The 26,872-nt window shown below is 36.4% G+C and carries 20 protein-coding genes, 1 tRNA gene and 2 pseudogenes; 5 read left to right on the top strand and 18 right to left on the bottom strand.

The window, feature by feature from the left end:
* Positions 1 to 39: 39 nt before the first annotated feature.
* The gene (locus OVA16_RS19565) at positions 40 to 1,530 is read left to right on the top strand and encodes a serine hydrolase (RefSeq protein WP_267762695.1); all 1,491 of its coding nucleotides are present in this window, start codon (positions 40 to 42) and stop codon (positions 1,528 to 1,530) included.
* Between the two features lie 68 nt (positions 1,531 to 1,598).
* On the top strand, positions 1,599 to 3,110 hold the full coding sequence (locus OVA16_RS19570) for a serine hydrolase (RefSeq protein ID WP_267762697.1): 1,512 nt from the start codon (positions 1,599 to 1,601) through the stop codon (positions 3,108 to 3,110).
* Positions 3,111 to 3,441: 331 nt separating this feature from the next.
* On the opposite strand, the gene OVA16_RS19575 is transcribed toward OVA16_RS19570, so the two are convergent.
* The 4 genes and pseudogenes from OVA16_RS19575 to OVA16_RS19590 form a co-directional block, all read right to left on the bottom strand.
* A tRNA-Leu gene (locus OVA16_RS19575) sits at positions 3,442 to 3,525 on the bottom strand.
* 71 nt (positions 3,526 to 3,596) lie between these two features.
* Positions 3,597 to 4,358 carry an MBL fold metallo-hydrolase gene (locus OVA16_RS19580; RefSeq protein ID WP_267762699.1) on the bottom strand — a complete coding sequence of 254 codons (762 nt, stop codon included), beginning with the start codon at positions 4,356 to 4,358 and terminating at the stop codon, positions 3,597 to 3,599.
* A 93-nt stretch (positions 4,359 to 4,451) separates the two neighbouring features.
* A complete protein-coding gene (locus tag OVA16_RS19585) occupies positions 4,452 to 5,102 on the bottom strand; it encodes a LolA family protein (protein ID WP_267762701.1) in 651 nt (216 codons plus the stop codon).
* Between the two features lie 18 nt (positions 5,103 to 5,120).
* Positions 5,121 to 7,735: pseudogene (locus OVA16_RS19590) on the bottom strand (DNA translocase FtsK 4TM domain-containing protein).
* A gap of 447 nt (positions 7,736 to 8,182) precedes the next feature.
* Here OVA16_RS19590 and OVA16_RS19595 point away from each other — a divergent pair.
* Positions 8,183 to 8,839: an ankyrin repeat domain-containing protein gene (locus OVA16_RS19595; protein ID WP_267762703.1), complete on the top strand. Its 657-nt coding sequence runs from the start codon at positions 8,183 to 8,185 to the stop codon at positions 8,837 to 8,839.
* Positions 8,840 to 8,939: 100 nt separating this feature from the next.
* Here OVA16_RS19595 and OVA16_RS19600 read toward each other — a convergent pair whose 3' ends face one another.
* The 4 genes from OVA16_RS19600 to pyrF form a co-directional block, all read right to left on the bottom strand.
* Complete coding sequence (locus OVA16_RS19600) at positions 8,940 to 9,158, bottom strand: PspC domain-containing protein (protein ID WP_267762705.1); 219 nt, start codon at positions 9,156 to 9,158, stop codon at positions 8,940 to 8,942.
* Between the two features lie 148 nt (positions 9,159 to 9,306).
* A complete protein-coding gene (locus OVA16_RS19605) occupies positions 9,307 to 10,590 on the bottom strand; it encodes a DUF2851 family protein (RefSeq protein ID WP_267762707.1) in 1,284 nt (427 codons plus the stop codon).
* 106 nt (positions 10,591 to 10,696) lie between these two features.
* Positions 10,697 to 11,596, bottom strand: coding sequence for a DMT family transporter (locus OVA16_RS19610; protein ID WP_267762709.1), 900 nt, complete (start codon positions 11,594 to 11,596; stop codon positions 10,697 to 10,699).
* The gene (gene pyrF, locus OVA16_RS19615; RefSeq protein ID WP_267762710.1) at positions 11,593 to 12,423 is read right to left on the bottom strand and encodes an orotidine-5'-phosphate decarboxylase; all 831 of its coding nucleotides are present in this window, start codon (positions 12,421 to 12,423) and stop codon (positions 11,593 to 11,595) included. Before pyrF ends, OVA16_RS19610 begins: the two co-directional genes overlap by 4 nt.
* 424 nt (positions 12,424 to 12,847) lie before the next feature.
* Here pyrF and rho point away from each other — a divergent pair, with 424 nt between their 5' ends.
* Together rho and pssA are read left to right on the top strand one after the other, a co-directional pair.
* Entirely contained in the window at positions 12,848 to 14,572 is a 1,725-nt protein-coding gene (gene rho, locus OVA16_RS19620) for a transcription termination factor Rho (protein ID WP_267762711.1), read from the top strand.
* Between the two features lie 86 nt (positions 14,573 to 14,658).
* Positions 14,659 to 15,330: a CDP-diacylglycerol--serine O-phosphatidyltransferase gene (gene pssA / locus OVA16_RS19625; protein ID WP_267762712.1), complete on the top strand. Its 672-nt coding sequence runs from the start codon at positions 14,659 to 14,661 to the stop codon at positions 15,328 to 15,330.
* A 448-nt stretch (positions 15,331 to 15,778) separates the two neighbouring features.
* Here pssA and OVA16_RS19630 read toward each other — a convergent pair whose 3' ends face one another.
* From OVA16_RS19630 to OVA16_RS19675, 10 genes and pseudogenes are all read right to left on the bottom strand, one after another.
* Positions 15,779 to 17,680, bottom strand: a complete 1,902-nt coding sequence (locus OVA16_RS19630; protein ID WP_267762713.1) for a class II glutamine amidotransferase — start codon at positions 17,678 to 17,680, stop codon at positions 15,779 to 15,781.
* A 187-nt stretch (positions 17,681 to 17,867) separates the two neighbouring features.
* The gene (gene murI / locus OVA16_RS19635; protein WP_267762715.1) at positions 17,868 to 18,695 is read right to left on the bottom strand and encodes a glutamate racemase; all 828 of its coding nucleotides are present in this window, start codon (positions 18,693 to 18,695) and stop codon (positions 17,868 to 17,870) included.
* A 122-nt stretch (positions 18,696 to 18,817) separates the two neighbouring features.
* On the bottom strand, positions 18,818 to 19,402 hold the full coding sequence (locus OVA16_RS19640; RefSeq protein WP_138730058.1) for an OmpH family outer membrane protein: 585 nt from the start codon (positions 19,400 to 19,402) through the stop codon (positions 18,818 to 18,820).
* Positions 19,403 to 19,538: 136 nt separating this feature from the next.
* Positions 19,539 to 20,069 (bottom strand): OmpH family outer membrane protein, encoded by a 531-nt coding sequence (locus tag OVA16_RS19645; protein WP_267762718.1) that lies wholly within the window; start codon positions 20,067 to 20,069, stop codon positions 19,539 to 19,541.
* A gap of 48 nt (positions 20,070 to 20,117) precedes the next feature.
* A complete protein-coding gene (gene bamA, locus OVA16_RS19650) occupies positions 20,118 to 22,661 on the bottom strand; it encodes an outer membrane protein assembly factor BamA (RefSeq protein WP_267762719.1) in 2,544 nt (847 codons plus the stop codon).
* 63 nt (positions 22,662 to 22,724) lie between these two features.
* Positions 22,725 to 23,465 (bottom strand): isoprenyl transferase, encoded by a 741-nt coding sequence (locus OVA16_RS19655; RefSeq protein WP_267762720.1) that lies wholly within the window; start codon positions 23,463 to 23,465, stop codon positions 22,725 to 22,727.
* Positions 23,466 to 23,489: 24 nt separating this feature from the next.
* The gene (locus tag OVA16_RS19660; RefSeq protein ID WP_267762721.1) at positions 23,490 to 24,290 is read right to left on the bottom strand and encodes a DUF6089 family protein; all 801 of its coding nucleotides are present in this window, start codon (positions 24,288 to 24,290) and stop codon (positions 23,490 to 23,492) included.
* Position 24,291: 1 nt separating this feature from the next.
* On the bottom strand, positions 24,292 to 25,173 hold the full coding sequence (locus OVA16_RS19665) for an NAD kinase (RefSeq protein ID WP_267762723.1): 882 nt from the start codon (positions 25,171 to 25,173) through the stop codon (positions 24,292 to 24,294).
* Between the two features lie 95 nt (positions 25,174 to 25,268).
* On the bottom strand, positions 25,269 to 25,931 hold the full coding sequence (locus OVA16_RS19670; protein WP_267762724.1) for a CBS domain-containing protein: 663 nt from the start codon (positions 25,929 to 25,931) through the stop codon (positions 25,269 to 25,271).
* A gap of 48 nt (positions 25,932 to 25,979) precedes the next feature.
* Positions 25,980 to 26,742: pseudogene (locus tag OVA16_RS19675) on the bottom strand (alpha/beta fold hydrolase).
* Positions 26,743 to 26,872 lie beyond the last annotated feature (130 nt).

The following is a 26,872-nucleotide window of genomic DNA, read 5'->3' on the forward strand; positions in this document are numbered from 1 at the left end:
TAAAGCATCTTTGTAGAGAATTTTAAAAATCAATCTTATATGAAACATATTTTGTTTGCGTATTTTCTGCTTGTATCAATTGGAGGTTTTTGTCAGCAGAATGCTTTGAAATCTAAACAGGAAAAAGCTAAAAAAATCGATTTGATAATCGAAAAATATCATCAATTTGACCTTTTTAACGGAAGTGCGCTAATTGTGCAAAACGGCGAAATTGTACTTCAAAAAAATTATGGAAAAGCAGACAAAAGCTGGAATATCAACGCAACATCAGATACCAAATTCAGAATTGGTTCTGTAACCAAACATTTTACTGCAATGCTGATTATGCAGTTGAAACAGGAAGGAAAAATCAAACTTGATGATAAAATAAGTGATTATCTGCCTTGGTTCAGCAAAACAATTGGAAATAAAATCACGATCCATCAGTTATTGACGCACACTTCTGGCTTGCCCAATTATACAGATTTTCCAGATTTTAAAACTAAAATGGTTTTCGAAAATATATCTGGGAAAGAATTTGCAGTCAAATACTTCAAAGATAATCTGGCGTTTGAACCCGGAACTAAACAGAACTATTGTAACACGGGCTATTATTTATTGGGTTTGATTATCGAAGAAATTACAGGAAAGCCCTATGAAAATGTTCTCAAGGAAAAAATATTTGATGTGGTTGGAATGAAAAACACAGGCATTGAAAACCCGAAAGAAATCATTTCAAATTACGCACAAGGTTATGATTTTGATTACGAAGGCTACCAAAAAACAGACTACATCAATATGAAAACTTCTGTGTTTTCTGCCGGCGCAATGTACAGTACGGCGAATGATATGCGGAAATGGGATGATGCTTTGTACACCAATATTTTACTAAATGACGAGAACAAAAAAATCTATTTTACGCCTCACACAGGTAATTACGCTTACGGTTTGAATATTCAGAAACAACAGAATTTTTTAGGTTCTGGGAAAGATATTACGACAATGGGGCATAGTGGCGGAATCAATGGGTTTTCCTGCAATATTGCCAGAATTCCAGAAGATAAAATCTATGTGATTTTGCTAGATAATACCAGAGCTGGGAAAAGAGGCGGACAATTGGAAGCTATTATTGATGATATTTTCGGGATTTTATATAACGGTAAAATTGATTTGCCGAAACCATTAATCATCTTCGAAGTGTATAAAAAAATGAAAGCAACTTCTGTAGAAGAAGGAATCGTTTATTTGCAAGAGCTTAGGAAAAATAAATTTGATTCTTATAATTTCAATGGTTTTGAAAGTGAACTTAACAGATTGACATACAAATTTTTAAGCGAAGGAAAAACGGATAATGCTTTGAAGATTATTAATTATGCAGTTTCAGAATTTCCCAATTCATCCAATATTTACGACACACGAGGCGAAGTTTATTTCATAAAAAAAGATTACAATGCTTCTAAAAAAGATTATCAGAAAACGGTAGAGCTTAATCCTAATAATGATAACGCCAAGGAAATGCTCTTAAAAATTGAAAAGGAAATTGAAAAATAAACCAATTCCACAATGTAATAATATCCATCTTTAAATTGTCTTATTAATTATAAAATCAATTATAAAAAATGAAAAAGCTCCAGCTAATCTTCATCTTGTTTTTATCACTCAACACTTTCGCCCAAAGCGTAAATGATAAAATAAAACTATTAGAAAATGACCTGAATTATTGGGACAAATCAAAAAAGAAGTCATCATTAAAAGAAAGAATGGCTTTCTACAATGTCAATGCAGTGAGTATTGCAGTCATCAATGACTACAAAGTAGAATGGATAAAAGCTTATGGTTTTGCAGATGTTTCGGAAAATAGGCCAGCAACAACTCAAACACTTTTCCAAGCAGCGTCGATAAGCAAATCTTTCAACAGCCTTGGGATTTTGAAATTAGTTCAGGAAGGCAAATTAGCTTTGGATAATGATATCAATGATTATTTAACCACTTGGAAATTTCCATACGATGAGGTTTCAAAAGGAAAAAAAATCACGATTGGAAATCTTTTAAGCCACAAAGCTGGTTTGTCAGTTGGAGGTTTTGGCGGTTATGAAAAAGGAAAAGAATTACCAAACACAATACAAATTCTTGACGGATTAAAACCAGCCAATTCAATTGCAGTTCGTTCGGTTTTTGAACCAGGTCTTAAGTTTCAATATTCAGGCGGAGGAACCACGATTTCGCAATTAATACTTGAAAATACAACTGGAGAAAAATACCAAGATTATATGTTGAAAAATGTTCTTTTACCTCTGGAAATGAACGAAAGCTCTTTTAATCAGCCTCCATCAGAAAATAAAATCAATCTGCTCGCAACGGGATATAATGCCAATGGTAAAGAGGTAAAAGGAAAATATCATATCTATCCCGAAAAAGCAGCGGCAGGTTTATGGACTAATCCGTCAGATTTGGCAAAATATGTTATCGAAACCCAATTGTCATTATTAAGGAAATCAAATAAAATATTGTCTAAAAAAATGTCATCCAAAAGATTAGAAAATAATTACGGTGTATTTCTAAATGATTTCAAAGGCACAAAATATTTTGGTCACAGCGGTGGTAATGAGGGTTTTGTATGCTATTATGTAGGAAGTCTGGAAGATGGAAACGGCATTACAGTAATGACCAATGGCAGAAATATGAAACTGATAGAAGAGATTGTCAACAATGTTGCAAGTCTCAATCAATGGAAAAATTATCTTGTCGAATCTCAAAAGGAATCGATTTCTCTAACTATTAGAAAAGAATGTGAAAAGAACATTGACAAAGGAATTACGCTTTACAAAAAGCTTAAAAAGAATAATGCTAATGATTATAATTTCGCAAATGAAAGTGAGCTGAATGAACTCGGGTATGAGTTTTTGCGAGATGGAAATATAAATTCTGCAATTAAGATTTTTAATTTAAATATCGAAGAGTTTCCAAAATCAGCCAACGCTTATGACAGCCGAGGCGAAGCTTATTTGAATAAGAAAGATTACAATGCTTCTAAAAAAGACTATCAGAAAACACTGGAACTGAATCCAAATAATGATAATGCCAAGGAAATGCTTGTTAAAATCAATCAATTTTTGTCCACGAAAAATTAAATCAAAATGAAAAACCGACTTTTCCTATTATTACTAACTGTTTTATTTATAGATACGTTTTCCGCCTATAGATTTTGTCAAAATTAACCAACGCCTTCCATTCCAAACTGGCCACCAAACCCATTGTTCAGCTTTTGCAAAGCTATGGACTTAATTGCTAATCGGTAGTATTGGTTATTAACGAATATTTCTATAACATCGTTAAAACATAATGATAATATTTATTACAACTCTATAAAAGTTTTTGAAAGTTATCGAGCATTTGTGGGTGCAAAACTGTGTGTATAAAAACAAAAAAGCCTCTAGCTAAATGCTAAAGGCTCTTTGCCTGTACCCGGAAGCAGATTCGAACTGCCACGCCGTTGCCAGCGCCACCCCCTCAAGATGGTGCGTCTACCAATTTCGCCACCCGGGTATTTATGCTGCAAATATATCATTTGAAATGAAAAAAATCCCTATTTGCTAAATAGTTCTTAGATTTTGGTTCTACAGCTCAATAATTAAACCATCATAAGCTAATTGAATGTTAGCAGGCAGCTCCTTGCTTACGGTTTGTTGCAAGCCTAAATTATGGCTAATATGAGTAAAATAAGTCATTTCTGCCCCCACTTTCTCTGCCATAGCTATGGCTTCATCAAAAGTTAAATGAGAAATATGGGGTTCTTTCTGCAAAGCGTTTAATACCAGAACTTTTGTACCTTTAATTTTCTCTAAAGAAGCCTCGCTGATGGTCTTGGCATCTGTAATGTAGGTAAAATCTCCAATTCGGTAACCCAAAATAGGCAGCTTATAATGCATTACCTCAAGAGGAATAATCTCGGTATCGCCTACTTTAAATTTCTCTTCTGCAATAGTGTGCAAATTAATTTGTGGCAAGCCATGATATTTCACATCTGCAAAAATATACTGAAATTCCCTCTTTAAGGCCTCTTGCACCCGCTCTGTAGCATAAATAGCTATACGTTTTTTGAGGATGTAATTGTACGGTCTAATATCATCTAAGCCCGCCACGTGATCTTTATGTTCGTGGGTATATAAAATAGCATCTAAATCATTAACTCCTGCCCTTAGCATCTGATACCGAAAATCTGGCCCACTATCAATCACAATGCTCCGATCGTTAGTTTCTATCCAAACAGAAACCCTTAACCGTTTGTCTTTTTTATCGGCAGATTTGCATACCTCGCAACCACATCCAATTACTGGAATGCCCTGTGATGTACCCGTACCTAAAAAAGTTATTTTCAAAACAATTGATTTATGCTGATTTCCAAAGCTAACAAAAAAGGGTTTAAGCTAATAGCCTAAACCCTTTTTCACTTATATTTTTTTATATTTTGTTTATCGCAAATCTACTACTTCAACACCTGGATATTTCTTACTATCAAAAGCAAAAGTTGCTTCAGGAACCTTTACATTAGGTGAAAATGTTTTTACATTGTAAGTATAAGTATTTCCGTTTTTCTCGAACACCACAATATTTGCAATTTGCTTAGCTGCTTTGTCTACGCTTAAACGTACTTTAAATACATTCTTTTTAGCATCAGTTGGCGATAAATCTATCATTTGATAAGTTTTAGCACCCACTTTTTGTTCTCCAGTATAGATATATTTAAAACCTTTTTCGTAAATAGTAAAAATTTTGGCTGGGTTTAAGGCTTCGCCACTTGGATCTACGTTAGAAACCTGTACTTCTTTATCATTTTTTAAATAAGTCCACTGTACCTTACCATCGCTAATTAACTCTTGGTTAGTCATAGCCACCTTGTATTTATTCGCATTGGCTTTTACGTATAATGTTCCTTGTTGCGTTTCTTTAACTTTTGCTTGCTTATTATCTAAGGTAAAAGTGAAATCTGTTTTTACTATATCGTAAGAGCGGTATTTCTTACTTACTTCTGCTAAAATAGCTTTGGCCTTAGGGTCTGTTTGTGCCGAAGCTACCGAACCAAAAACACCTAGTGCTAAAAACGCCAATATTAATTTCTTCATTTTATCTAATCTTAAATTCTATTTATTATTAAGGTTACTCAAGAACTGTTCCAAAGCATATTCATCAGGAATTAAAACTTCACGTGCTTTACTACCTTCAAAAGGGCCAACAATACCTGCGCCTTCTAATTGGTCTATAATTCTACCCGCACGGTTATAACCCAATTTCATTTTACGTTGTATCAGCGAAGTTGAACCTTGTTGGTGCATTACAATTAGCCTTGCTGCATCTTCAAAAAGCGCATCTTTATCATCTGGATCGAATTCCTTTGTACTTCCTTCGCCATTTTCGTCGATATATTCTGGCAGTAAATAAGCATCTGGATAACCACGTTGGTTACCGATGAAATCAGAAATCCTATCCACCTCTGGTGTATCTACGAACGCACACTGTAGCCTAATTAAGTCACTACCAGTGGCCAAAAGCATATCTCCTCTACCAATTAGCTGATCGGCACCGCCACTATCTAAAATGGTACGCGAGTCTATTTTAGAAAGCACCCTAAACGCCAATCTGGCAGGGAAGTTGGCTTTAATAGTACCTGTAATTACATTTACCGACGGACGTTGCGTGGCCAATACCAAGTGAATACCTATGGCACGAGCTAATTGCGCTAAACGAGCAATTGGCGTTTCTACCTCTTTACCGGCGGTCATAATTAAATCGGCGAACTCATCTACTACTAAAACAATGTAAGGCAAGAAACGGTGTCCATTATTTGGGTTTAACTTACGCTTAATGAACTTTTCGTTGTATTCTTTCAAGTTCCTTACCATCGCATCTTTCAGCAAATCATAACGCTGATCCATTTCTATACAAAGCGAGTTTAGCGTATGCACTACCTTTTTGGTATCGGTAATAATGGCATCTTCGCCGCCTGGCAATTTGGCCAAGAAATGTCTTTCAATTTTATTAAATAAGGTAAGCTCCACTTTTTTAGGATCTACCAATACAAACTTCAGTTGCGAAGGATGTTTTTTGTAAAGCAGCGATACCAAAATAGAATTGATCCCTACCGATTTACCTTGCCCCGTTGCTCCGGCAACCAATAAGTGAGGCATTTTTGCCAAATCGGCGATGTAAACTTCATTGCTAATTGTTTTGCCTAAAGCGATGGGCAAATCCATGGTGTTTTGCGCCCATTTTTCGGTAGCTAAAACGCTACGCATTGCTACCATTTCTGGGTGCGAGTTAGGCACTTCTATACCAATAGTTCCCTTGCCCGGCATTGGCGCAATGATACGAATACCCAAAGCGGCCAAACTTAAAGCAATATCGTCTTCTAAATTTTTGATTTTAGAAATACGAACCCCTGGCGCCGGAATAATTTCGTACAAGGTTACCGTTGGGCCAATAGTCGCCTTAATTTTATCGATCTCGATATTGTAGTGATTTAACGTCTCTACAATTTTGTTCTTATTAGCTTCTAGCTCGTCAGAATTTACGGAAATCTTATTGGTCCCGTAATTCTCCATCAAATCTAAATGCGGATACTTATAACCAGACAAATCTAACGTAGGGTCGTAGTTGCCAAATTGCTCAACTAGCTCATCAGATTTTACTTCTTCCTCCGTTTTTTCTATCACAAACTTAGGTTCTTCAACTGCATCATCAACTTTTATAGTCGGAGTAATTTCCATTGGCGTAGAAGACACCATTTCGCCAACCGAAGCCACAACTGGCGGCGCCACTACTGCTGGCGTTGGCGTTAACAAAACATTGGCCCCTAACGGTATTGAATTATCTTTTTCTTCCTCTGGCTCGGTCCTATCAAACCTACTTGGCGTTAGCACAATATTTTGTTCTTGCTTTTGGCGGTTGGCATACCTATCATTCAAACTAAACTCAACAGGTTCAGATTTCTCTTCCTCTTCCAGCGCTATATTTTCGGGAATATCTGGTTCTATAATTCTTCTAGGATTTGGAGCCGGCTGCTTCTCTGGAAACTTAAAATCGATATTATAGGCTACAATCAGTACCGATAGCCCTAAGAAAATCAATAACCCTCCTACGCCAGTTCTACCAATTTGCACCTCTAATAATTTATTGGTCCAGTAACCAAACTCGCCCTCTAAAAAGTGGGGCGTTTTAGAAAAAAATGAGTGGCCAAAACCAAAAGCTAACGATACAAACAGCAAGAAAAAAAGCTATATGCTAGCACTTTTTCTACGGCAAAAATCTTTACCTTAAAAAGCATGCGGTAGCCAATTACAAAAAACACAAAAACAAAAAGAAATGAGGCCACACCAAACCATTCGTAAATAAATTGATGTGACAACAGTGCACCTATTTTACCCAACCAGTTTTGTACAATTGGATCTTCTACCCCACTTTGCTTTAGTTCTTCTATACTTTTAAATAAGTTACTCCATCCGCCATTGGCATCTATTACATAGCTCTGGTCTTCTTCCCAAGTAAAAACATAAGAAGTAAAAGCTACCAAAAAATAAATCGACAGAATAACAAAAAACAGGCCGATAATTTTTACCAGTCTGCCATCTTGCAGGTTAAATGTAGGAAGATACTCGGATTTTACTCGGGGCTCCTTCGGGCTGGTTTTCTGTCCGCCTTTATTTGGCTCGGCATTTTGTTTAAAAGAATTAGATTTGAATGAATTTCCCCTTACCGACATCGTATCATTTAAAATTAATGAACAAATATAAGAAACTGTTTATATTCTTCTAATAAGCGAAGCATTTAGCTATCACTATTTAGTTTAAACCTTTTACACCTGTTACAGTCTGAAACTACAAAGCAATTAATTTATTGCCTAGGTTTTTTATTTTAGTTTAAATCCTGCGGAGTAACAGCTGTGCGGGATTTTTTTATGTTGAGAACCACAGATGCACAGATTTTGGTTTTAGTATTCTACTAATAGAAGCTATCAGTTTATTGCATCGGGTTCCTTAACTTATTGTTTTAGTATATTGAGGCGCTCAGATTGGCATTTAGTATTAAATTTATGGCGTATCAATTAAAAGAGATTTGTGTATCTGTGGCTAAACTCATTTAAAAGGTGTTTTCTAAATGTTAATTTAATTTCGTTAATTTAACCTATTAGCGAAACCTAATTAAGAAAATGGATATCACGCAGCTAGAAACGCTCATAGAGAATAATCAGTTAGATGAAATAGTGGCTTTGTTGTCGCAAAAACCGCAATTAGCTACACAGGTCACTTCACATCAAATTTCGCCAATGCTGTTGGCCTGCTATTATAAAAAGATGGATATTGCCAATGCAATTGCAGAATTTATGTCCGAATTGAGCATTTTCGACGCTTGCGCCATTGGCAAATTCGATGATGTTACCTTGTTAGTTTTCAAAGAACCTAGAGCCGTAAACGAATATTCTGCCGATGGTTTTACACCATTAGGTTTGGCTTGCTATTTTGGTCACGAAGAAATTGCTCGCTTTCTAGTTTTGAAAGGCGCTGATGTAAACCTGCCTAGCAAAAATGGCTTCAATGTTTTCCCGATACACTCTGCGGTAGCCAACAACAACTACAATATTGCGAAAATACTTTTAGACGCCGGTGCCTATCCAAATGTTTGTCAGAAATCTGGCGTTGCGCCTTTACATAGCGCAGCACAGTTGGGCAACATAGAAATGATTATCTTATTGCTAGAACATGGCGCTGAGGTAACTTTAAGGATGGAAGGAGGAAAACTACCTGCCGATTTAGCTGCTGAGAAAGGTTTTGCAGAAATTGCAGAGATATTGAGAGACGATGATTGAAAAAGTGAAAAGGCAAAAGTATAAAGTAAAAAACTGGAATTAGACTTTAAAAGTTAAATACGGCAAATCGTAACTCGTAAATCTAAAATCGTAATTCGGTCTATTCCCAAACTTTAGATCTCACACGCTTCATATAAGTTCTAATATCTAACACCACGGCGGCTAAGATGTAAAACAGTATTGGAAAACCTACGGCCAAAAACGAGGAGTAGATAAAGAACAAACGAACTTTATTAGTGCTCATATCTAATTTGTTGGCCAAATAAGCAGATACTCCAAAACTACGTTGTTCAAAAAAAGTAACTATACGTTGAAACATGCTACGTTGATTTTAGACCTAATTTACAAATTTAATAGTTAAGAACATAAATATTAATTTTCAGTTAATATTTAACGAAAGGTTCAATATTTTGATATCTTCAAGTATTTATGATTAAAAATCCAAGTGCTACTCAATCCGCTTAGCTTCAAGTTTTTTTCAAAATCTTCAATCCGATACCGCAATTTAAACATTTCTTTTCATTACAATAGCTTTTACGCAATTGCAGTAAAGCTTGCGTTTGGTATGCATTCTCTAACATAATACCAGCTTTCACATATTGAGAAATGATACTATTATTTTCTGCAGCAATACTTTCTAACAAATAAAATGCCCTAGTTTGGTAGTTGGCCTGCCCTGTGTACTTACCATAAGCAAACAAAAATAAACTTACGGTATTAATCAATAAGTTATCGATAGAAGATTTGCCCAACTGCACACTTACTTTTTCTGCTTCTTTATTGAAATGATAATGTCTTAACCAAAAATCGTTCACTGGCAACTGCTCAAATAGTAAATGTAATTCTTTAACGTTTTTCACTTCTAACACTTTTGAAAACAAATGGCTTGATTTCAAAATTAAAGCCGCGAACTGTGCCAATCTTAACGTAGGAAAATTCTGTGGACGCATCCTCAAAAATTTCCACAAAGAAATATCAATGGGCACTAATTTGTATTTCTGTTTTAAAAATGCATATTCTGTTTTCAATTGATTGGGATAATCATCTTCGAAACTTTGGTTTAAAAAACCTGCTTGGCCAAAAATCAAAGCTTCGATTTGTAAGGATTGGTCTTTGTGCTTGGCAAATAACGTTTGTGGCAAACTTTGCGCAAGCAATTGCATAGGTAAGGCATTTACTTTAAAACCAAAGTTTTTGGCCATAAAATGATAAAAAGTTTCGTCCCAATTACCGTTAAGCTGCTCTAGCCGTTCAAAAACTTCTTCAGATTTTTGGGCTAAACGCTCTACCAAAACCCTCGAGAGAAAACCATTTACCACAAAGCCATCTATTTCTTTCAATTGGTTTTCGCAAGGAAAAGCATTTACTGCATTAATAAGGTTTTGATAATTATTGAACAGATGCGCTGGCACTTTCTCCTGTAAAACTAACGTAGGCAAGATGGTGCCATCTTTCATGGCAATCTCTGTATCGTGCTCCCAAACTACATGTAAAACAACGTTATCATAAGCATCATCGTTTTGGTGTTGGTGCGCTTTCCAATCCGAAGCTTTCAAATGAACTTCTACCTGCCCTACCCAAGTAGTTTCGCCAATAATAATTTTCGCACTGGTAAAATCTGGTCCTGCATGTTTGTTTGGAAAACCACAATTTAAAACCTTCAATGGCTTTCCATCAACAGTGTGTAGCTGCTGCGTATCGTAAAGCCTAAATTGCCATACAAAATGTAGAAATTCTTCTGGAAAACGCATACTTGAAATTAGCAATAAAAATGCATTAATCCGCTTTTTAAAACCAAAAGGAGTTGCATCCTTAATACTTGCGAATTTTTAAATATTTCGCAAGCCTATCTCAATCTTATTTTACTTCCTTCTTTTTATAATTCGTAATAAAAACACCCAATATAATCAGCACTGTAGCAATTAATAAATCGTAAGTAACTGTTTCGTTAAGAATTAGCCAGCCTAAAAATATGGCAATAATGGTATTAAAGTAAGATAAAATAGATACCTCGGTAGCACTTACTTTTTTAAGCGCATAGTTATAGCAAAAGAAACCAACTACCGATCCAAAAACCCCTAAATAAACTACGGCGGCTATACTTTGCCAACTCCACTGCGTAAATTCTGTAGTAGGAGAAACGAACAAAGCAATAATGAGCTGAGCTACTGCAGCATAAGCAAATTGATAAAACAGATCTAGAAAAATATTGCTGCTTTTATGTGTGTATTTTTTGGTATAGATGGTTCCTGCTGCCCATCCTAAAATAGCAATAGCCAAATAAATAATACCAGTTTTGTAGTTGGGGTCTAATATATCGCCAATACCATCTCTAAAAATAAAGGCTACGCCACTAAAGCCAATAATAACGCCAATAAACCCTTTTAAACTTGGCTTTTGTAGACCAAATATTAAGCTTCCCAAAAACACCACAATTGGCGATAGCGCTGTTAGCAGTGAGGTTAATCCACTGGGAATACTTTCTTCGGCTACGGTGGTCATGCCATTGGCTACGATAATCATTAAGCTGGCCACCAGAATTTGTCGTCCAAAACTTTTCCAGCCAATCCACTTAAATTCTCCTTTGTAAAGTAAAATAGCTAACAATATAGAAGAGGCAACTACCTGGCGAAAACCTGCTACAAACCAAGCGGGTATAGTATGTACCGCAATACGAATACCCAAATAAGTTGTACCCCAAACTATAGCGATGGCAAACAACGCTACAATTAATTTCACATCTTTCTTTTGGCTCATATCAAATTGGCAGCCTTTAAAATCTGCTCCATTTCTTGCTGTAAAGCCAATGCTTCTTCTCTTGCTTTTTCGGCAAAATCTTCGCCACTACTTGCGTAAATGATACTACGGGCCGAGTTGACTAACAAACCGCACTCGCTATTTAAGCCATATTCGCAAACAGCGCTTAAGCTACCACCCTGTGCGCCAACACCAGGCACCAATAAAAAGTGATCTGGCGCCAAACGGCGGATATTTTGAAACTCCTCTGGCTTAGTTGCACCTACTACATACATCATTTGGCTGCTATCACTCCATTGCTGCGAAGTGCTAATTACCTGTTCGTATAGCTTTTGATTGTCGCTTTGCTTAGCTTGAAAATCTTGGCTTCCGGCATTTGAAGTTAAGGCTAAAAGGATTACCCATTTATCTTGATAAGTTAAAAACGGTGTAACCGAATCTTTACCCATATAAGGTGCTACGGTAACCGAATCGAAACTCATACCAGAACTTTCTTCTTTAAAAAAAGCTTCTGCATACATGGCCGATGTGTTACCAATATCGCCACGCTTGGCATCGGCAATGGTAAAAACATCTTTTGGGAAATGTTCCCAAGTTTTTACCAGCGTGTTCCAACCTTTAACGCCACGGGTTTCGTAAAATGCCGTATTAGGTTTATAGGCTACGCATAAATCATGGGTAGCATCAATTAGCTGTTTGTTAAATTCTAGAATTGGATCATTGTACTTTAATAGATGTTTGGGCAACTTATCCATAACCGGATCTAGACCTACACATAAGAATGATTTTTTACGCTGAATTTGTTCAAAAAGCTGCTGCTTGTTCATTTACGATGAGATTTAAAGATGTGCAAAGATGAGGATTAAAACCACAAAGAACCAAAGAACCACAAAGATTTTTTAATTGCTGATTATTAAAATATAATTATTGGCTACAGTATAAAGCCACAAAAGGATTACTTTGGAGCCGGAATAAAGTTACCGATAAAAATGTGACGCTTATTTTTAACCTACCTAAAAGCGTAAAAAACAGCTCTATTAACGGTTATTAGGAGAGATGTTTAAACTTTTTTTCAAAATCTCTTGCAGATTAAAATTCAATTGCCTACAATTGTGCCATAATTCTCAGAACGTTTATCTGAATACCTCCCGAAAATATCTTAAGCAAGAAAATTCTTTTAAATCTTTTAAGCCCTTTTTTGGTTGTATTATTTGGTTAAACTCTTAAAATAAAATTCTCGACAAAATATAAATGTTTAGTAAAACAGAACTAACTGAAAAGCTAACTGCCGAATTGCGTGAGTTAGCAAAAGCGAATGGTGTTGATAATGTTGGCGATTTACGCAAAAACGATTTGATCGAACAAATTCTTCAAAAACAAACTGAAACTGCAGAAGTGGCCGTTACTCCAAACGTGGTAACTGAGGCTCCTTCTAATGAAAAACCTGCCAGAAAAAGAACACGCATTGTTAAAGATACTGCACCAGTTGCAGAAGAAAAAACACAAAGGCCTACACTTTTTGATGAATCTGACAAGATAGAAATTCCTTCGCCAGATTTTGAAGCTATTGCCTTGGTTACCGGCCAAGACCTTTCTAAACAAGAAAGCATTGCAGATAAAATCCAAAATCAGAAAAATAAAAAAGACCGTACTCCAAAAGGCAAAAACAACAGTAACGACACAGAAGTTATTGTAGTTGAGGATAAACCTGTTAAGGAGGAGAAAATTGCCAGAAGCGAAAAACCTCAAAGAGAAGAAAAGCCTCAAAAAGACGACAATCGCCAGCAAAAAAACCAAAACCAAAACCAAAATAACAATGGTAACCACAAGCAAAACGAAACAAGTTATTCTAACTTAGATTTTGATAATACCATTACCAACGAAGGTGTGTTAGAGATTATGCCTGATGGTTATGGCTTTTTGCGCTCGGCAGATTACAATTATTTATCTTCTCCGGATGATATTTATGTATCTCAATCACAAATCAAATTGTTTGGTTTAAAAACTGGAGATACCGTTAATGGAAGCATCCGTCCGCCAAAAGAAGGCGAAAAATATTTTCCTTTGGTAAAGGTAATTAGCATTAATGGCCGTATTCCGGCTGATGTGCGTGACCGCGTTCCTTTTGATTATTTGACGCCGCTTTTTCCTACAGAAAAATTAAACTTATTTACTGATAGCACCAATTATTCTACCCGTATCATGGACCTTTTTACCCCAATTGGCAAAGGTCAGCGTGGTTTAATTGTTGCGCAACCTAAAACAGGTAAAACCAATTTATTAAAAGAAGTTGCCAATGCAATTGCTAAAAATCATCCAGAAGTTTATTTAATTATATTGTTAATTGATGAACGTCCGGAAGAGGTTACAGATATGGCTCGTAGCGTAAGAGCAGAAGTAGTTTCATCCACTTTTGATGAGCCTGCCGAGCGTCACGTAAAAATCGCTAACATCGTTTTAGAAAAATCTAAACGTTTGGTAGAATGTGGCCACGACGTAGTGATCTTATTAGATTCGATTACTCGTTTAGCAAGAGCTTATAACACTACCGCTCCAGCTTCGGGTAAAATCTTATCTGGTGGTGTTGATGCTAATGCTTTACACAAACCTAAGCGTTTCTTCGGTGCTGCTCGTAACATAGAAAAAGGTGGCTCTTTAACTATTTTAGCTACTGCGTTAACAGAAACAGGCTCTAAAATGGACGAGGTTATCTTCGAAGAATTTAAAGGTACAGGTAACATGGAACTACAATTAGACCGTAAATTGGCTAACAAACGTATCTTCCCAGCAATTGATATTACGGCTTCGAGTACACGTAGAGATGATCTATTATTGGATAGAGAGAACCTACAGCGTATCTGGGTGTTACGTAACCACTTGGCAGATATGAACTCTCAAGAAGCTATGGAATTGGTACAAGCCCAAATTAAAGGCACTAAGAGCAACGAAGAATTCCTCTTGGGAATGAACGGATAGTAAAAGTTTTACGTTATACGTTATAAGTTGTAAGTTTGGCTTGCAATAAAAAACGTATAACGTAATACCTATAACGTAACACTCAAATGCTAAACCTCCCTAATGCTTTAACCTGCGCCAATTTATTTTCTGGTTGTATAGGTATTGTATTTTGTTTTAATGGCGATTTAAAATCTGCAGCCTACTTTGTAATCTTATCTGGAATATTTGATTTTTTTGATGGGATGGCTGCCAGAGCATTGAAAATAAAAAATAGCATTGGTAAAGATTTAGATTCATTGGCTGATGTAGTGAGCTTTGGTTTTTTACCTGGAGCAATCATGTTCCATCTATTTAAAGCTAGCGATTTACCTCATCCCTATTTTGCGTATTTTGCCTTTATCATTACCTTATTTTCGGCGTTAAGGCTAGCTAAATTTAATAACGATACCCGCCAAACCGTAGATTTTATTGGGTTAAATACCCCGATGAATACACTTTTTATTGTATCGTTACCTTATGTAGCCGATTACCACCCACAAGTAATTGGAAATTGGATGGTTTTAGCCGTAATTTCTATAGTATGCAGTTATTTACTGGTAAGCGAAATCAAAATCTTCTCACTCAAATTCAGCAATTTAAGATGGAGCGAAAATAAAATCAAGTTTGTATTCATGATTTTATCTGTTGTGTTATTCGCTTGGCAGCAATTTGTAGCTATCCCGATAATCTTATTGCTTTATATTGCTTTATCTTTCGTTTATTTTAGAAATAAATAACGTGAATTATGGGGCTTAATCTTCGCTAACCAACCCTTAAATAAATTTGCTACGTGGTTTAGGGTAACGGAAAATCGGCAGTTCTTCATGCTAAATTTAATTTAGTTCAGCATCAGTTTTAATTCTGATTAATAATCTGAGTTCGATTGTTAAAGTGTGATTGGGTGGTATTTAAACACGCTATAACGATTTGTAACCACCCCACCTTTCAGGCACCCCTCCAAAGGAGGGGAATTGCGACCTACATTCCCCTCTTTCAGAGGAGTGGTCGAAGACCGGGGTGTTGTAGGGATATAAATATTAATCGAACTCACTTTAATAGGTTAAAAATCGAACTCAGGTTACCAAACAAATAACCAACAAATCGTTCTCGTAAAAGAAAAAAGGAGAACCGTTGTTAAGTTCTCCTTTATATGCAAAGCGAAGTAGGTTTTTAAACCCTGCCCCGTTAGTATGCTCTTTGGTTGTTACCCTCTTTCCAGTTTACAAAGGCTTTATTTACCACTTTGTTACCACCCGGTGTTGGATAATCTCCTGAAAAATACCAATCGCCCAAGTGATTTGGACAAGCCTCATGAAGACTTTCTAAAGTTTGATAAATTACCTCAACTTCTGCCACCGTATCTGCCGGGGTAATGATCTTCGCAATCTGATCTGAAATTTCTTGAGGAGTGAAAGGCTTGTAGATATCTTTCACATGGTTAACGATTTCCTCTTTCGGCAACTCCAAAGAAGCTTTACATTTCTGGTAAACCTCTTCAATGATATGCTCTTGACCTCTTTCTTTTAACAACTGAATAGCGGCATCAAAAGCTACAAACTGTCCCATTTTAGACATATCGATACCGTAGCAATCTGGATATCTAATTTGCGGAGCAGAAGAAACAATAATGATTTTTTTAGGATGCAACCTATCAATAATCTTGATGATACTTTGCTTCAAGGTAGTACCTCTCACAATAGAATCATCAACAGCTACCAAAGTATCTGTATGGTTTTTAATTACCCCGTAAGTAGTATCGTACACATGAGCCACCATTTCGCCCCTATCTGCATCGGCAGTAATAAAGGTACGTAACTTTACATCTTTGATAGCCAATTTCTCTACTCTTGGACGCATAGACAACAGCTCATCTAAAGCGGTATCATCTAAAACCTCCTTACGTTTAAGTAAAGTTTCCTTTTGATAATCGGTAATGTATTTATGTAGGCCATCTACCATTCCGTAGAAAGAAACCTCTGCCGTGTTCGGGATAAACGAGAAAACAGTATTTTTAAGATCGTAGTTTACCGTTTTAAGCACCTGCGGACACAGTAGCTCGCCTAATTTTTTACGTTCTTTATAAATGTCTGCATCACTTCCTCTTGAGAAATAAATACGCTCAAACGAACATGCTTTTTTCTCTAATGGCTCACGAAACATTTCTTCGGTAACTGTACCATCTTTTTTGATAATCAATGCATGTCCTGGCTTAATTTCCTTTACATTCTTGATTTGCACTTTAAAGGCCGTTTGAATTGCTGGTCGCTCAGAAGCGGCAACCACCACCTCATCATCCATATAGTAAAATGCCGGACGAATACCTGCTGGGTCTCTCATCACAAAAGCATCGCCGTTCCCAACTATGCCAGACATAGTGTAACCACCATCCCAGCTTTTTGCAGATCTTCTTAGGATATTTGCAACGTTTAAGCCTTCAGATATTTTGTGGGTAATTTCTACGTTAGTTAACCCCTCTTTTTTATATTCATCAAACAAAGTTTGATTTTCATCATCTAAAAAATGACCAATTTTTTCCAGTACAGTTACGGTATCCGCTTTTTCTTTAGGGTGCTGCCCCAGCTCGTATAATTGCTCTAACAACTCATCTACGTTAGTCATGTTAAAGTTACCGGCAATTACCAAGTTTCTGGTCATCCAGTTGTTTTGGCGTAAAAATGGGTGGCAATTTTCGATACTGTTTTTACCATGTGTACCGTAGCGAAGGTGCCCTAACAACACCTCTCCAATAAAACTCACATTTTGTTTTAAGAACTCCGTGTCTTTCATTAGTTCTGGAGTTTCTTCTTGTATACCAACAAATTTGCTTTGCACGTAACCGAAAATATCTGCAACAGCATTTTGAGCCATTGAGCGGTAGCGACTAATGTATCGGCTACCAGGTTTCATGTCCAATTTAATGGTGGCAATACCAGCTCCATCCTGACCGCGATTGTGCTGCTTTTCCATTAACAAATACAATTTGTTAAGGCCGTAAAGTGCAGTACCGTATTTTTCTTGGTAGTATGAGAGAGGTTTTAACAATCGGATAAAGGCTATCCCGCATTCGTGTTTGATCTGTTCGCTCATTGATTGTGATTGAGCCGCAAATTTACCGCTTTAATTAACCACAACCTAACAGAAAATGTAAGTTTTATCGTAAAATTATTATAACCTAAAGAATACCCTGCTAATTAGCTTTTTAGCAATTATAGGAATGTAATTTTAACATTTTAAAGACAAACCTAAATTATAAAAACAGACCATACCATGCCAATCAGTTACTGCCCATGGGCTTTGAATTTAACTTTTTACCAAGAAATACAGATGCCTGAGCATTAAATATATCGGTATCTCCAGACGTATAAAATGTTTGCTTTGCCTCTTTTGCTAACGCTTTTTCTATATCTTGATGTCTATCCAGATAATCTGCTAAGCTACTTGCTACAATATCTCCTTGGGCAACCAAAGTAATTTCTTGAGGCAAAAACTGTTTAATTTTAGGTAAAATTAAAGGATAATGGGTACAAGCTAGTAAAATCGTATCAATATTTGGCGATTGCTGCATAAGTTCATCAATATACTTTTTAACAAAATAATCTGCTCCGGGATACTCATGTTCATTATTTTCTACTAAAGGCACCCACATTGGGCAACTTTGTTGATAAACTTCCACATCGGGGAAAAACTTATTGATTTCTATTAGATAAGATTCTGAGCGTATTGTTCCTCTTGTGCCTAACACACCAATAGCTTTGGTTTTGCTCATTTCTCCAACAACCTCTGCGGTGGGTCTAATTACGCCCAAAACCCTACGGTTGGGATATTTTTTGGGTAAATCTAATTGCTGTATATTACGCAAAGCCTTTGCAGAAGCCGTATTACAGGCTAAAATAACCAATGGGCATCCCTGCTCAAAAAGCCACTCTACACACTCTAGGGTGTATCTATAAACGGTATCGAAAGAGTGGTCTCCGTATGGCGACCGAGCATTGTCTCCTAAATAGATGTAGTTATAATTGGGCAATTTTTCGGCAATGGCTTTAAAAACGGTTAAGCCCCCAAAGCCAGAATCGAATATACCTATAGCGTTATTGCCTTGCATATCATTTTATTGAAAGGTTTTGAATGTTAATGTAAAGATTATTTAGCCCATTTTAAACATTCTTGAGCATAAAAAAGCGGAATTAAGCTTACCTAATTCCGCTTTTTAATTTTTAAATAAGATTATGGTTTTTTAGCCGGAGTTGTAGCTGGTTTAGCAGTTGCTGCAATACCTAATTTAGTTTTTACAGCAGCAGTAATATCTTCGCCACCATCAAAATAAACTAAATTGTTAAAACCTTGAGATGCAGAAATATCAAAAACGTAAGACAAACCTTTTTCTTTTGAAATTGCATTGATAGCTGTAGCTACTTTTTGTTGCAACGGAGGAAAAACCTCAGCTTGCTTAGCTTCAACATCTGTTCTTGCTTTGTTACGAGCATCTTCAATTCTTTTTTGTAAATCTGTTAACTCTGTTTGAGCAACTTGCAATTCTTTAACAACAACATCTTTATTTGCTTCGCTTAATGTTCTTTCTTTGTCTTGAGCAGCTTTTAATTTGTTTTGATACTCAGTGATCATTTTATCAATTTCTGCTTGTTTTGTTTTTGCCAAGTTCTCTATCGTACTAGAAACAGTTTTAGCTTCCGACCAAGTAGAGAAAATCTCATCTGAATTTAAGTGACCAAATTTTTGTTGTGCACTTACAACTTGCGTAGTTAAAAGTAATCCTGCAGCTACAAATAATCCTTTAATTAACTTTTTCATTTATAATATAATTTGTTTTTGTTGATAATCGTTTTTGTTTTTAAGGCTTCAATAAGCTTTTAAGCTCGTTTTAAGTAAATAAAACCACCCCCGCTAAACTTGGATAGTTTCATTTTTTGTAATGTGTAATGTTTTGTTATTTTACCAAAGTACCTGGCTTAAAGCCTAATCTAATAATTACATCGTTACTGATGTCATAGTTGGCGCTAGCATAAATCATCATGGTGCTTTCGCTGCTTTTATCAAATACGAAGTCAATGTATTTGTTTTTTGCAACTTCTGCAATGGTAGAAGAAACTTTTTCTTGAATAGGCTTCAATAATTTGGTGCGGGTTTGAAACAAATCTCCCTCTGGACCAAACTTTTGACGTTGTAATTCTTTGGCTTTCTTCTCTTTTTCGATGATATCATTTTCTCTACGTCTACGCATATCATCAGTTAATAATACCTGATCTGCTTGATAAGCCTTATACATGGCATCTACTTCTTTAAATACTTCGTCTACTTCTTTCTGGTACTGTTTAGATAGCCCTTCTATTTGAGTTAACGACGATTTATAGTCTGGAACGTGTTTCAAAATGTATTCTGTATCTACGTAGGCCATTTTCTGTGCCGATACTCCTAAGGCCATAAGGAGTAAAAAACTAGCTAAAAATATCTTTCTCATAATTGAACGTTTGCTTAACGCTTTAAACAAGCTTTTAATTGTGTGTGATTAGTTAAAACCTCCCATTTGTTGCGCAATGCTGAAGTGGAACTGTCCTTTATTAGCATCTGGCACTCCTGGGATGTTATCAAATCCATAACCATAATCTATGCCAAGTAATCCAAATATCGGTAAAAATATTTTTGCACCAACACCAACAGACCTTCTCACGTTAAATGGATTAAAGTCGCGGAACCTGTCCCAAGTATTACCAGCCTCGCCAAATACGGTCATAAAAGCGGTTGCTTGTTGCGAGCTAATTACTGGATATCTTAATTCCATTACATATTTGGTAAAGATAGGGCTACCAGAACTTTGTGCAATGTTTGGATTGGCACCTACCGGAATTACCGAGTTATTTGAGTAACCACGCATTGCTATGATCTCAGAACCTTGTAAAAAGTCGAAGCCTTGCATACCATCGCCACCTAATTTAAAGCGCTCAAATGCTGATTGACCAACGGCACTATTGTAAGAGCCTAAGAAACCAAACTGCGCTTGTCCTTTAAATACCAACTTGCCAACTACGGTTTCGAACCACTGCGATTCAAATTTCCACTTGTGATATTCTGTAAATCTGTAGCGATCTTTATCAGATGCTGTGTTATAATTTACCTTGTTAAATAAAGAATAAGGCGGGGTTGCTTGTACGGTAAACCTTAAATACGCACCACCCGTTGGGAAAATATTGTGATTTCTAGAATCTCTTGAAATTTCTTGGGTAAAGTTTAAGTTATAAGACTCTCCTGTACTGAAAAGGAAGCCCGGATAGTTATTTAAGATGTACTGGTTTAGGTTAATAGAGTGCGTTAACGAGAACCAGTTATCTGGCCATTTTAACCTTCTACCTAAACTGAACGACACACCATTTAAACGGATGCCATAGTAATTGGCATTGCTTTTAGCTAAACCGTTAGATTGTAGTGAAGTAAATGCACTAACGCCAAAACTAACGGGCTTTTTACCACCAAACCAAGGCTCAGAAAACGAAAAACTGTAAGATTGGTAGAACTTACCATTGGTTTGCCCACGCAAGCTTAAACGTTGCCCATCTCCTTTAGGCAAGGGTCTGTACGCTTCGCCTTTAAATAAGTTTCTTAACGAGAAGTTATTAAAGGTTAAACCTAAGGTACCAATCACACGGCCACCGCCAAAACCTCCAGAAAGCTCAATCTGGTCTGATGGTTTTTCTTCTACATTGTAAACAATATCTACAGTACCATCTGCCGGATTAGGTTTTGGTACGGGGTTAGTTTTAGACTCATCGAAGTTACCCAACTGTCCAATTTCCCGAACACTTCTGATGAGTTGTTCTTTTGAGAAAAAATCTCCTGGTTTTGTACGGATTTCTCTTAACACCACCCTATCGTTGGTAATGGTGTTTCCTAAAACACTTACTTTATTAATGGTATACTTTGGACCTTCGTAAATACGCATCTCTACGTCAACGGTGTCATTATAAATTTTAGTTTGTACTGGGTCTACATTAAAGGTAAGGTAACCATCGTTTAAGTAAATACTAGAAACATCGTCGCCATTAGCGCTACCTCTTAATTTTTTCTCTAGTTTTTCTTCACTAAATACTTCGCCTTTTTCGATACCGAAAACTTTCTCTAAAAACTCAGTATTGTATTTAGCATTACCCACCCACGTAATTTTCCCGAAATAGTATTTCGGCCCTTCGTACATGTTAATTTTAATGCTAACGGTTTTATCATTGTATTTATAAACACTATCGCTAATAATTGCGGCATCGCGATAGCCTTTCTCGTGCAGCTTAGCTACAAAAGCCAATTTATCTTCTTCGTATTTCTCTTTGTTGAATTTACCACTACCAAAAACTTTATAAAAGGCACGTTGCTTAGTTTTTTTAAGGTATTTTCTAAGTTTAGCAGCGCTAAATTCTTTGTTACCTGTAAAATCAATCTTTTGCACTTTTACCCTTCGGCCTCTGTCTATGTTAACTTGAAGAATTACGCTGTTTTCCTGATTTGGATCGGGTTTAGAAGTGTAATTGATTTTGGTGTAGAAAAATCCTTTTTCGTATAAATATTTTGTGATGATAGACCTCGTAGTATTGTACAAGTTATCATTAATGATAGATTTCCCAGGTCTGTCTCCTAGTTTTTCTAGGATATCGGTTTTTTGTGATTTACTGATACCAGTAAACTCAAAACCACTTAGGCGAGGAAGCTCTACTACTTCAATATCAAAATACACCGTATCTCCATTTATTTTAGAAACGTTTAGCTTGATATCATCAAATAAGCCTTGGGCCCATAAGTTTTTAATGGCATTAGCAGTACCTTCTCCAGGCAGCATAATTGTTTCGCCTTGGGTTAACTTAGAAAGCACAACAATTACATCCTTATCAAGATATTTTGCGCCAGTTAAAGTGGTACCTCCAATAATGTATTCTTTTGGTGTGAAATAGTCTAAATTTAGTCCATTTACTTTTAAGGAAGGAGTTGCTTGTGTTGGTTGGTTACGAATTTGAGCTAATGACGGAAAACCGATCAAAAGCAGAAATACTAGTTGGTATATTCTTCTCATTTACAATCTAAAAAACGTTGCTAAGTTAATTTAAACTCATGTTAAAAAGTGTTAAAAGAAAAATTAGTTCAATTGCTCACTAATTTTCCCAAAGCGACGTTCGCGTTTTTGGTAATCTACAATGGCCTCAAAAAGATGCTCTCTTCTGAAATCGGGCCATAGTGTTTCGGTAAAATATAATTCGGTATAAGCCATTTGCCACAATAGGTAATTACTGATACGATGCTCTCCGCTGGTACGTATCATTAGCTCAGGATCGGGGATATTTACGGTAGTTAGCTGATTTGCAAACAACTGCTCATCAATTTGTTCTACACTAATTTTTCCTTCTTGCACTTGGGTGGCTAATTTTCTCGCAGCTTCTACAATTTCCCACTTTGCACTATAGCTTAGCGCCAAGGTTAAGGTACATTTTACGTTGTCCTTGGTTTTGTGCATAGCATCTGCTAGGTCTTCAATACATTTTTGCGGAAGAGATTTTAAATCGCCTATGGCATTTAGCTTAATGTTATTTTTGTTAAGGGTTTCTGCTTCTTGGTTAATGGTTGAAATGAGCAATTCCATTAAAGCATTTACTTCTTCTACCGGTCTGTTCCAGTTTTCGGTAGAGAAAGCATAAACCGTTAGGTACTTTATTCCAATTTCTACGCAGCCCTCTACAATATCTTTTACAGAAAGCACGCCGCTCTCGTGGCCAAAAACCCTAAATTTCCCTTGATTTTTTGCCCAACGTCCATTACCATCCATAATAATGGCAATATGTTCTGGCAAACGCTTAATATCTATTTGATCTTTAAAATCCATTTATTTTGCTGAGGCCGTCAAAAGTTAAAAACACTTTTGGCTCACAAAGGTATAAGTTATGCCAATACCTACAAACATATAAGTATCTCTTTTTCTAAAATCTCCTCTTTGCACATCTCTTGCCCCAATATAATTGCCATTAATTTCGCCAGAACGGTCGCTTAACATAATCTGCATAGGGCGTATATCTGGGTCGTTAGAATAAAGTGCTGGATCAATATAGTTGCCACTTACATCGTCTAAATAATCTGTATAGGCATTTCTATAGCCTATATTGCTCATTACGGTCCAATTATTTTTGAAATTATACTTGATACCGAAGCCAAAAGGCACGCTTAAAGCGGCAGTTTTATATTTTGCACCTTCGGTTTGATATAAAGGAAGTTCGTATTCACTTCCCTGGTATTTAGTTTTAGGATTAAACAACACCACCCCGACACCAGTATATAAATAAGGAGAAAACCTTGAATAGCCACCTCCCGAAAAATAATCGAAAAAGTTAAAATCTACCAAAAGACTAAATTCGTTTAGCTTGTTAGAAAAGCTCAAATTTCTTTGCCTAAACTGCTCGCTGGTAGATTGTGCATCGTTTGCTTTAATTTTACCGTTAGTATAATTAAAAGACAGCGCCCAGTTGGGATCAAAGTTAGCTTTAACGAAACCACCAAAGGAAAGGCCACTAATTTTTAAGGGATTGGTAGGGTTTAAATCGCCCATATAACCCGCACCGCCTGCCTGCAAACCTACCTCCCATACTTGGGCAACAGATTTACCTACAAAAATAGCGCTTAAAACAATGGCTAATAACGTCTTTTTATAAAACATCCTAATAATTACGGGTATCTATGCCCCAAAGCAATTTATTCCTTAACGTAGTTAGAAACGTTTCATTGTTAAGGCGGATAAGATTTATGTTAAATGTTGCTTTACTGATAGTTATTTTCACGCTACGATCTACAGTTTCTGTCCTCGAATCGCAGGTAAGCAAAAATTTGGTGCTACGGGCTTCAACCTCAAAAGTAAGCGTTACATCATCGGGCACTATAATTGGCCTTACATTTAAATTATGTGGCGCTACGGGTGTAATCACAAAATTTTGTGCACTTGGCAAAATAATTGGACCTCCGCAGCTCAACGAATAGGCCGTGGAACCCGTTGGTGTGGCAATAATAAGCCCATCGGCCCAATAGGAGTTTACAAATTCGCCATTCATGTAAGCATGAATAATCATCATGGCAGAATCATCTCTTCTGTGTATGGTAATATCGTTTAAGGCAAAGTTTTCATCGCCAAATAGGCCGCTTTTAGATTCGATACTGAGCAAGCTTCGCTGATCTATAGAATAAGCCCCACTTACCAATGCTTTTATGGCATCGTTTATTTCTGCTTTATTGATACTGGCCAAAAAGCCTAAACGCCCAAAGTTGATACCTATCACCGGAACCTGCGAATCTCTTACCAAAGATAGCGTGTCTAGCAAAGTTCCATCGCCGCCCAAACTTAACAAGATATCAGTTTTGCCGAGCAAATCGTTATATCCTAAAAAAGTAGCAATATTTGGTGGCAAGGTTAATTTGTCCTTTACAAAATCAAAAAACTTTTGATAAACCGTTACTTCAATCTGGTTAGCTGCCAAAGCATCAAATACTTCTTGTACAAAAGGCAGTACATTATCATTAAAATCTCTACCGTAAAGGGCTATTTTCATCCGTTTGTTTTGACTTATTTTTTTGATGACGAAAGCATCATAATTATCTTACAGCTAAATTCTTTATGAAATCTTGATGGTTTTCGTATTAGGAATTAAACGTTTAAATAGTTCATGAACGAATTGAATCTATCCATAGAACCGTCATCATGACTGCTATTGTTAAAAACAGCTTTAACTTCATAATCGTAGCGTTCAAAAGAAGCTATAATGGCAGAAAGATCTGTTTTGTTAATTTTTAAGGTAACTTCTAACCTAGTAGAATCTGGAAAAGAATTTACATAAGAAGATAATATTTGCGCATTTTCTGCTTCTACAACTTGCGACATGTGCGCCAACGAATTGTTTCGATTACTGATAGAAAGCACAATGATACCGCCAGGTTCGCTTACCGCATAAAGATTGGCAGTAAAATTTAATAAATGATTGATATAAACCACCCCAAGGTAATTTTTTTGCTGATCTAAAACTGGCACAACAGACAACTGAAGCTCGCTAAATAAACGGATAACTTCGTAAATGTGTGCATTCTCGAAAGCAAAAGAACTGAGCAAACTTAGCGGTAATGCACCAATGGCTGTGTCTGTATCCTTAGCCGCCATTAATTCTTCTTCGGAGACTAAACCGAGGTACTGCACTTCGTTTACAATAGGCAGGTGATATAGCTTGAACTCGTTCATACGATCCAAAGCCTTCCTAACCGTATCTGACGTACGAAGAGGTGGAATATTGTTCGTTATGAGTTCTCCTGCAATCATTATCTATTTTTTTTATTGGCAATATCTTAAATCTTTTATGCCAATTTATTATTTAAGCAAAATTCTGTCCAAAAACTTTTCTAAATAGTTATTAAATACTTCTGGCTGCTCCATCATAGGTGCATGGCCGCATTCATCTACCCAGTTTAGCTCAGAATTTGGCAGTAATTCATAAAATTCTTTAGCTACATCTGGTGGCGTAACTTTATCTTGTTTGCCCCAAATTAACGACACCGGAATAGTTATTTTCTTTAGTTCTTTAGCCATGTTGTGCCTTATGGCAGATTTGGCCAATGCCAAAATACGAATTACCCTAGAACGATCGTTAACCGTTTTAAATACTTCGTCTACCAATTCTTTAGTGGCAGTTGCTGGGCTGTAAAACGTAAATTCTACTTTCTCTTTAATAAAATCGTAGTTCTCTCTTTTAGGGAAAGAGCCTCCAAAAGCATTTTCATACAGACCAGAGCTTGGTAAGTACCAATGCTTTCACAAACTCTTGATGTGCCACGGTAAATACTAAGCCAACGTGCCCGCCAAGTGAGTTTCCTATTAAAACTACCTGGCTTAGTTTTTTAAATTTTAGAAAACGATGCAGGTATTTTGACAGGCTTTTTACTCCTAATGTTAATATAGGAAGTTCGTAAATAGGCAAAATAGGTACCAACACACGGTATTTATGTTTAAATTTTTCTACTGTTTGTTCCCAGTTACTCAATTCTCCCATCAAACCATGAAGCAACACTAAAGGTTCGCCCTGGCCAACCTCTATAAATTTAAACCCCTCCTGTTCAACTACTTCGTAATTCATATATGGATAATGATGTTTTATTGATTATTTGATATTTTTAAAATTGTATCAATGAACTCGCGAGCTCGGTTTTATTGTAATATATAATAGCCTTTTTATCTTCGTTTGTATTTTCGGAAACACGGCTATT

The organism is Pedobacter sp. SL55, from assembly GCF_026625705.1.
Classification (GTDB): Bacteria; Bacteroidota; Bacteroidia; order Sphingobacteriales; family Sphingobacteriaceae; genus Pedobacter.

Bases quoted from the DNA above. Each gene is read 5' to 3' on its own strand.
- OVA16_RS19585 (WP_267762701.1), bottom strand. From the start codon at position 5,102: ATGAAGAAATTAATATTGGCGTTTTTAGCACTAGGTGTTTTTGGTTCG.
- OVA16_RS19655 (WP_267762720.1), bottom strand. From the start codon at position 23,465: ATGGATTTTAAAGATCAAATAGATATTAAGCGTTTGCCAGAACATATT.
- OVA16_RS19660 (WP_267762721.1), bottom strand. From the start codon at position 24,290: ATGTTTTATAAAAAGACGTTATTAGCCATTGTTTTAAGCGCTATTTTT.
- bamA (WP_267762719.1), bottom strand. From the start codon at position 22,661: ATGAGAAGAATATACCAACTAGTATTTCTGCTTTTGATCGGTTTTCCG.
- OVA16_RS19640 (WP_138730058.1), bottom strand. From the start codon at position 19,402: ATGAAAAAGTTAATTAAAGGATTATTTGTAGCTGCAGGATTACTTTTA.
- OVA16_RS19605 (WP_267762707.1), bottom strand. From the start codon at position 10,590: ATGCGTTTTCCAGAAGAATTTCTACATTTTGTATGGCAATTTAGGCTT.
- murI (WP_267762715.1), bottom strand. From the start codon at position 18,695: ATGCAAGGCAATAACGCTATAGGTATATTCGATTCTGGCTTTGGGGGC.
- OVA16_RS19630 (WP_267762713.1), bottom strand. From the start codon at position 17,680: ATGAGCGAACAGATCAAACACGAATGCGGGATAGCCTTTATCCGATTG.
- pssA (WP_267762712.1), top strand. From the start codon at position 14,659: ATGCTAAACCTCCCTAATGCTTTAACCTGCGCCAATTTATTTTCTGGT.
- OVA16_RS19570 (WP_267762697.1), top strand. From the start codon at position 1,599: ATGAAAAAGCTCCAGCTAATCTTCATCTTGTTTTTATCACTCAACACT.
- OVA16_RS19670 (WP_267762724.1), bottom strand. From the start codon at position 25,931: ATGATTGCAGGAGAACTCATAACGAACAATATTCCACCTCTTCGTACG.
- rho (WP_267762711.1), top strand. From the start codon at position 12,848: ATGTTTAGTAAAACAGAACTAACTGAAAAGCTAACTGCCGAATTGCGT.
- OVA16_RS19610 (WP_267762709.1), bottom strand. From the start codon at position 11,596: ATGAGCCAAAAGAAAGATGTGAAATTAATTGTAGCGTTGTTTGCCATC.
- OVA16_RS19565 (WP_267762695.1), top strand. From the start codon at position 40: ATGAAACATATTTTGTTTGCGTATTTTCTGCTTGTATCAATTGGAGGT.
- OVA16_RS19600 (WP_267762705.1), bottom strand. From the start codon at position 9,158: ATGTTTCAACGTATAGTTACTTTTTTTGAACAACGTAGTTTTGGAGTA.
- pyrF (WP_267762710.1), bottom strand. From the start codon at position 12,423: ATGAACAAGCAGCAGCTTTTTGAACAAATTCAGCGTAAAAAATCATTC.
- OVA16_RS19645 (WP_267762718.1), bottom strand. From the start codon at position 20,069: ATGAGAAAGATATTTTTAGCTAGTTTTTTACTCCTTATGGCCTTAGGA.
- OVA16_RS19595 (WP_267762703.1), top strand. From the start codon at position 8,183: ATGGATATCACGCAGCTAGAAACGCTCATAGAGAATAATCAGTTAGAT.
- OVA16_RS19665 (WP_267762723.1), bottom strand. From the start codon at position 25,173: ATGAAAATAGCCCTTTACGGTAGAGATTTTAATGATAATGTACTGCCT.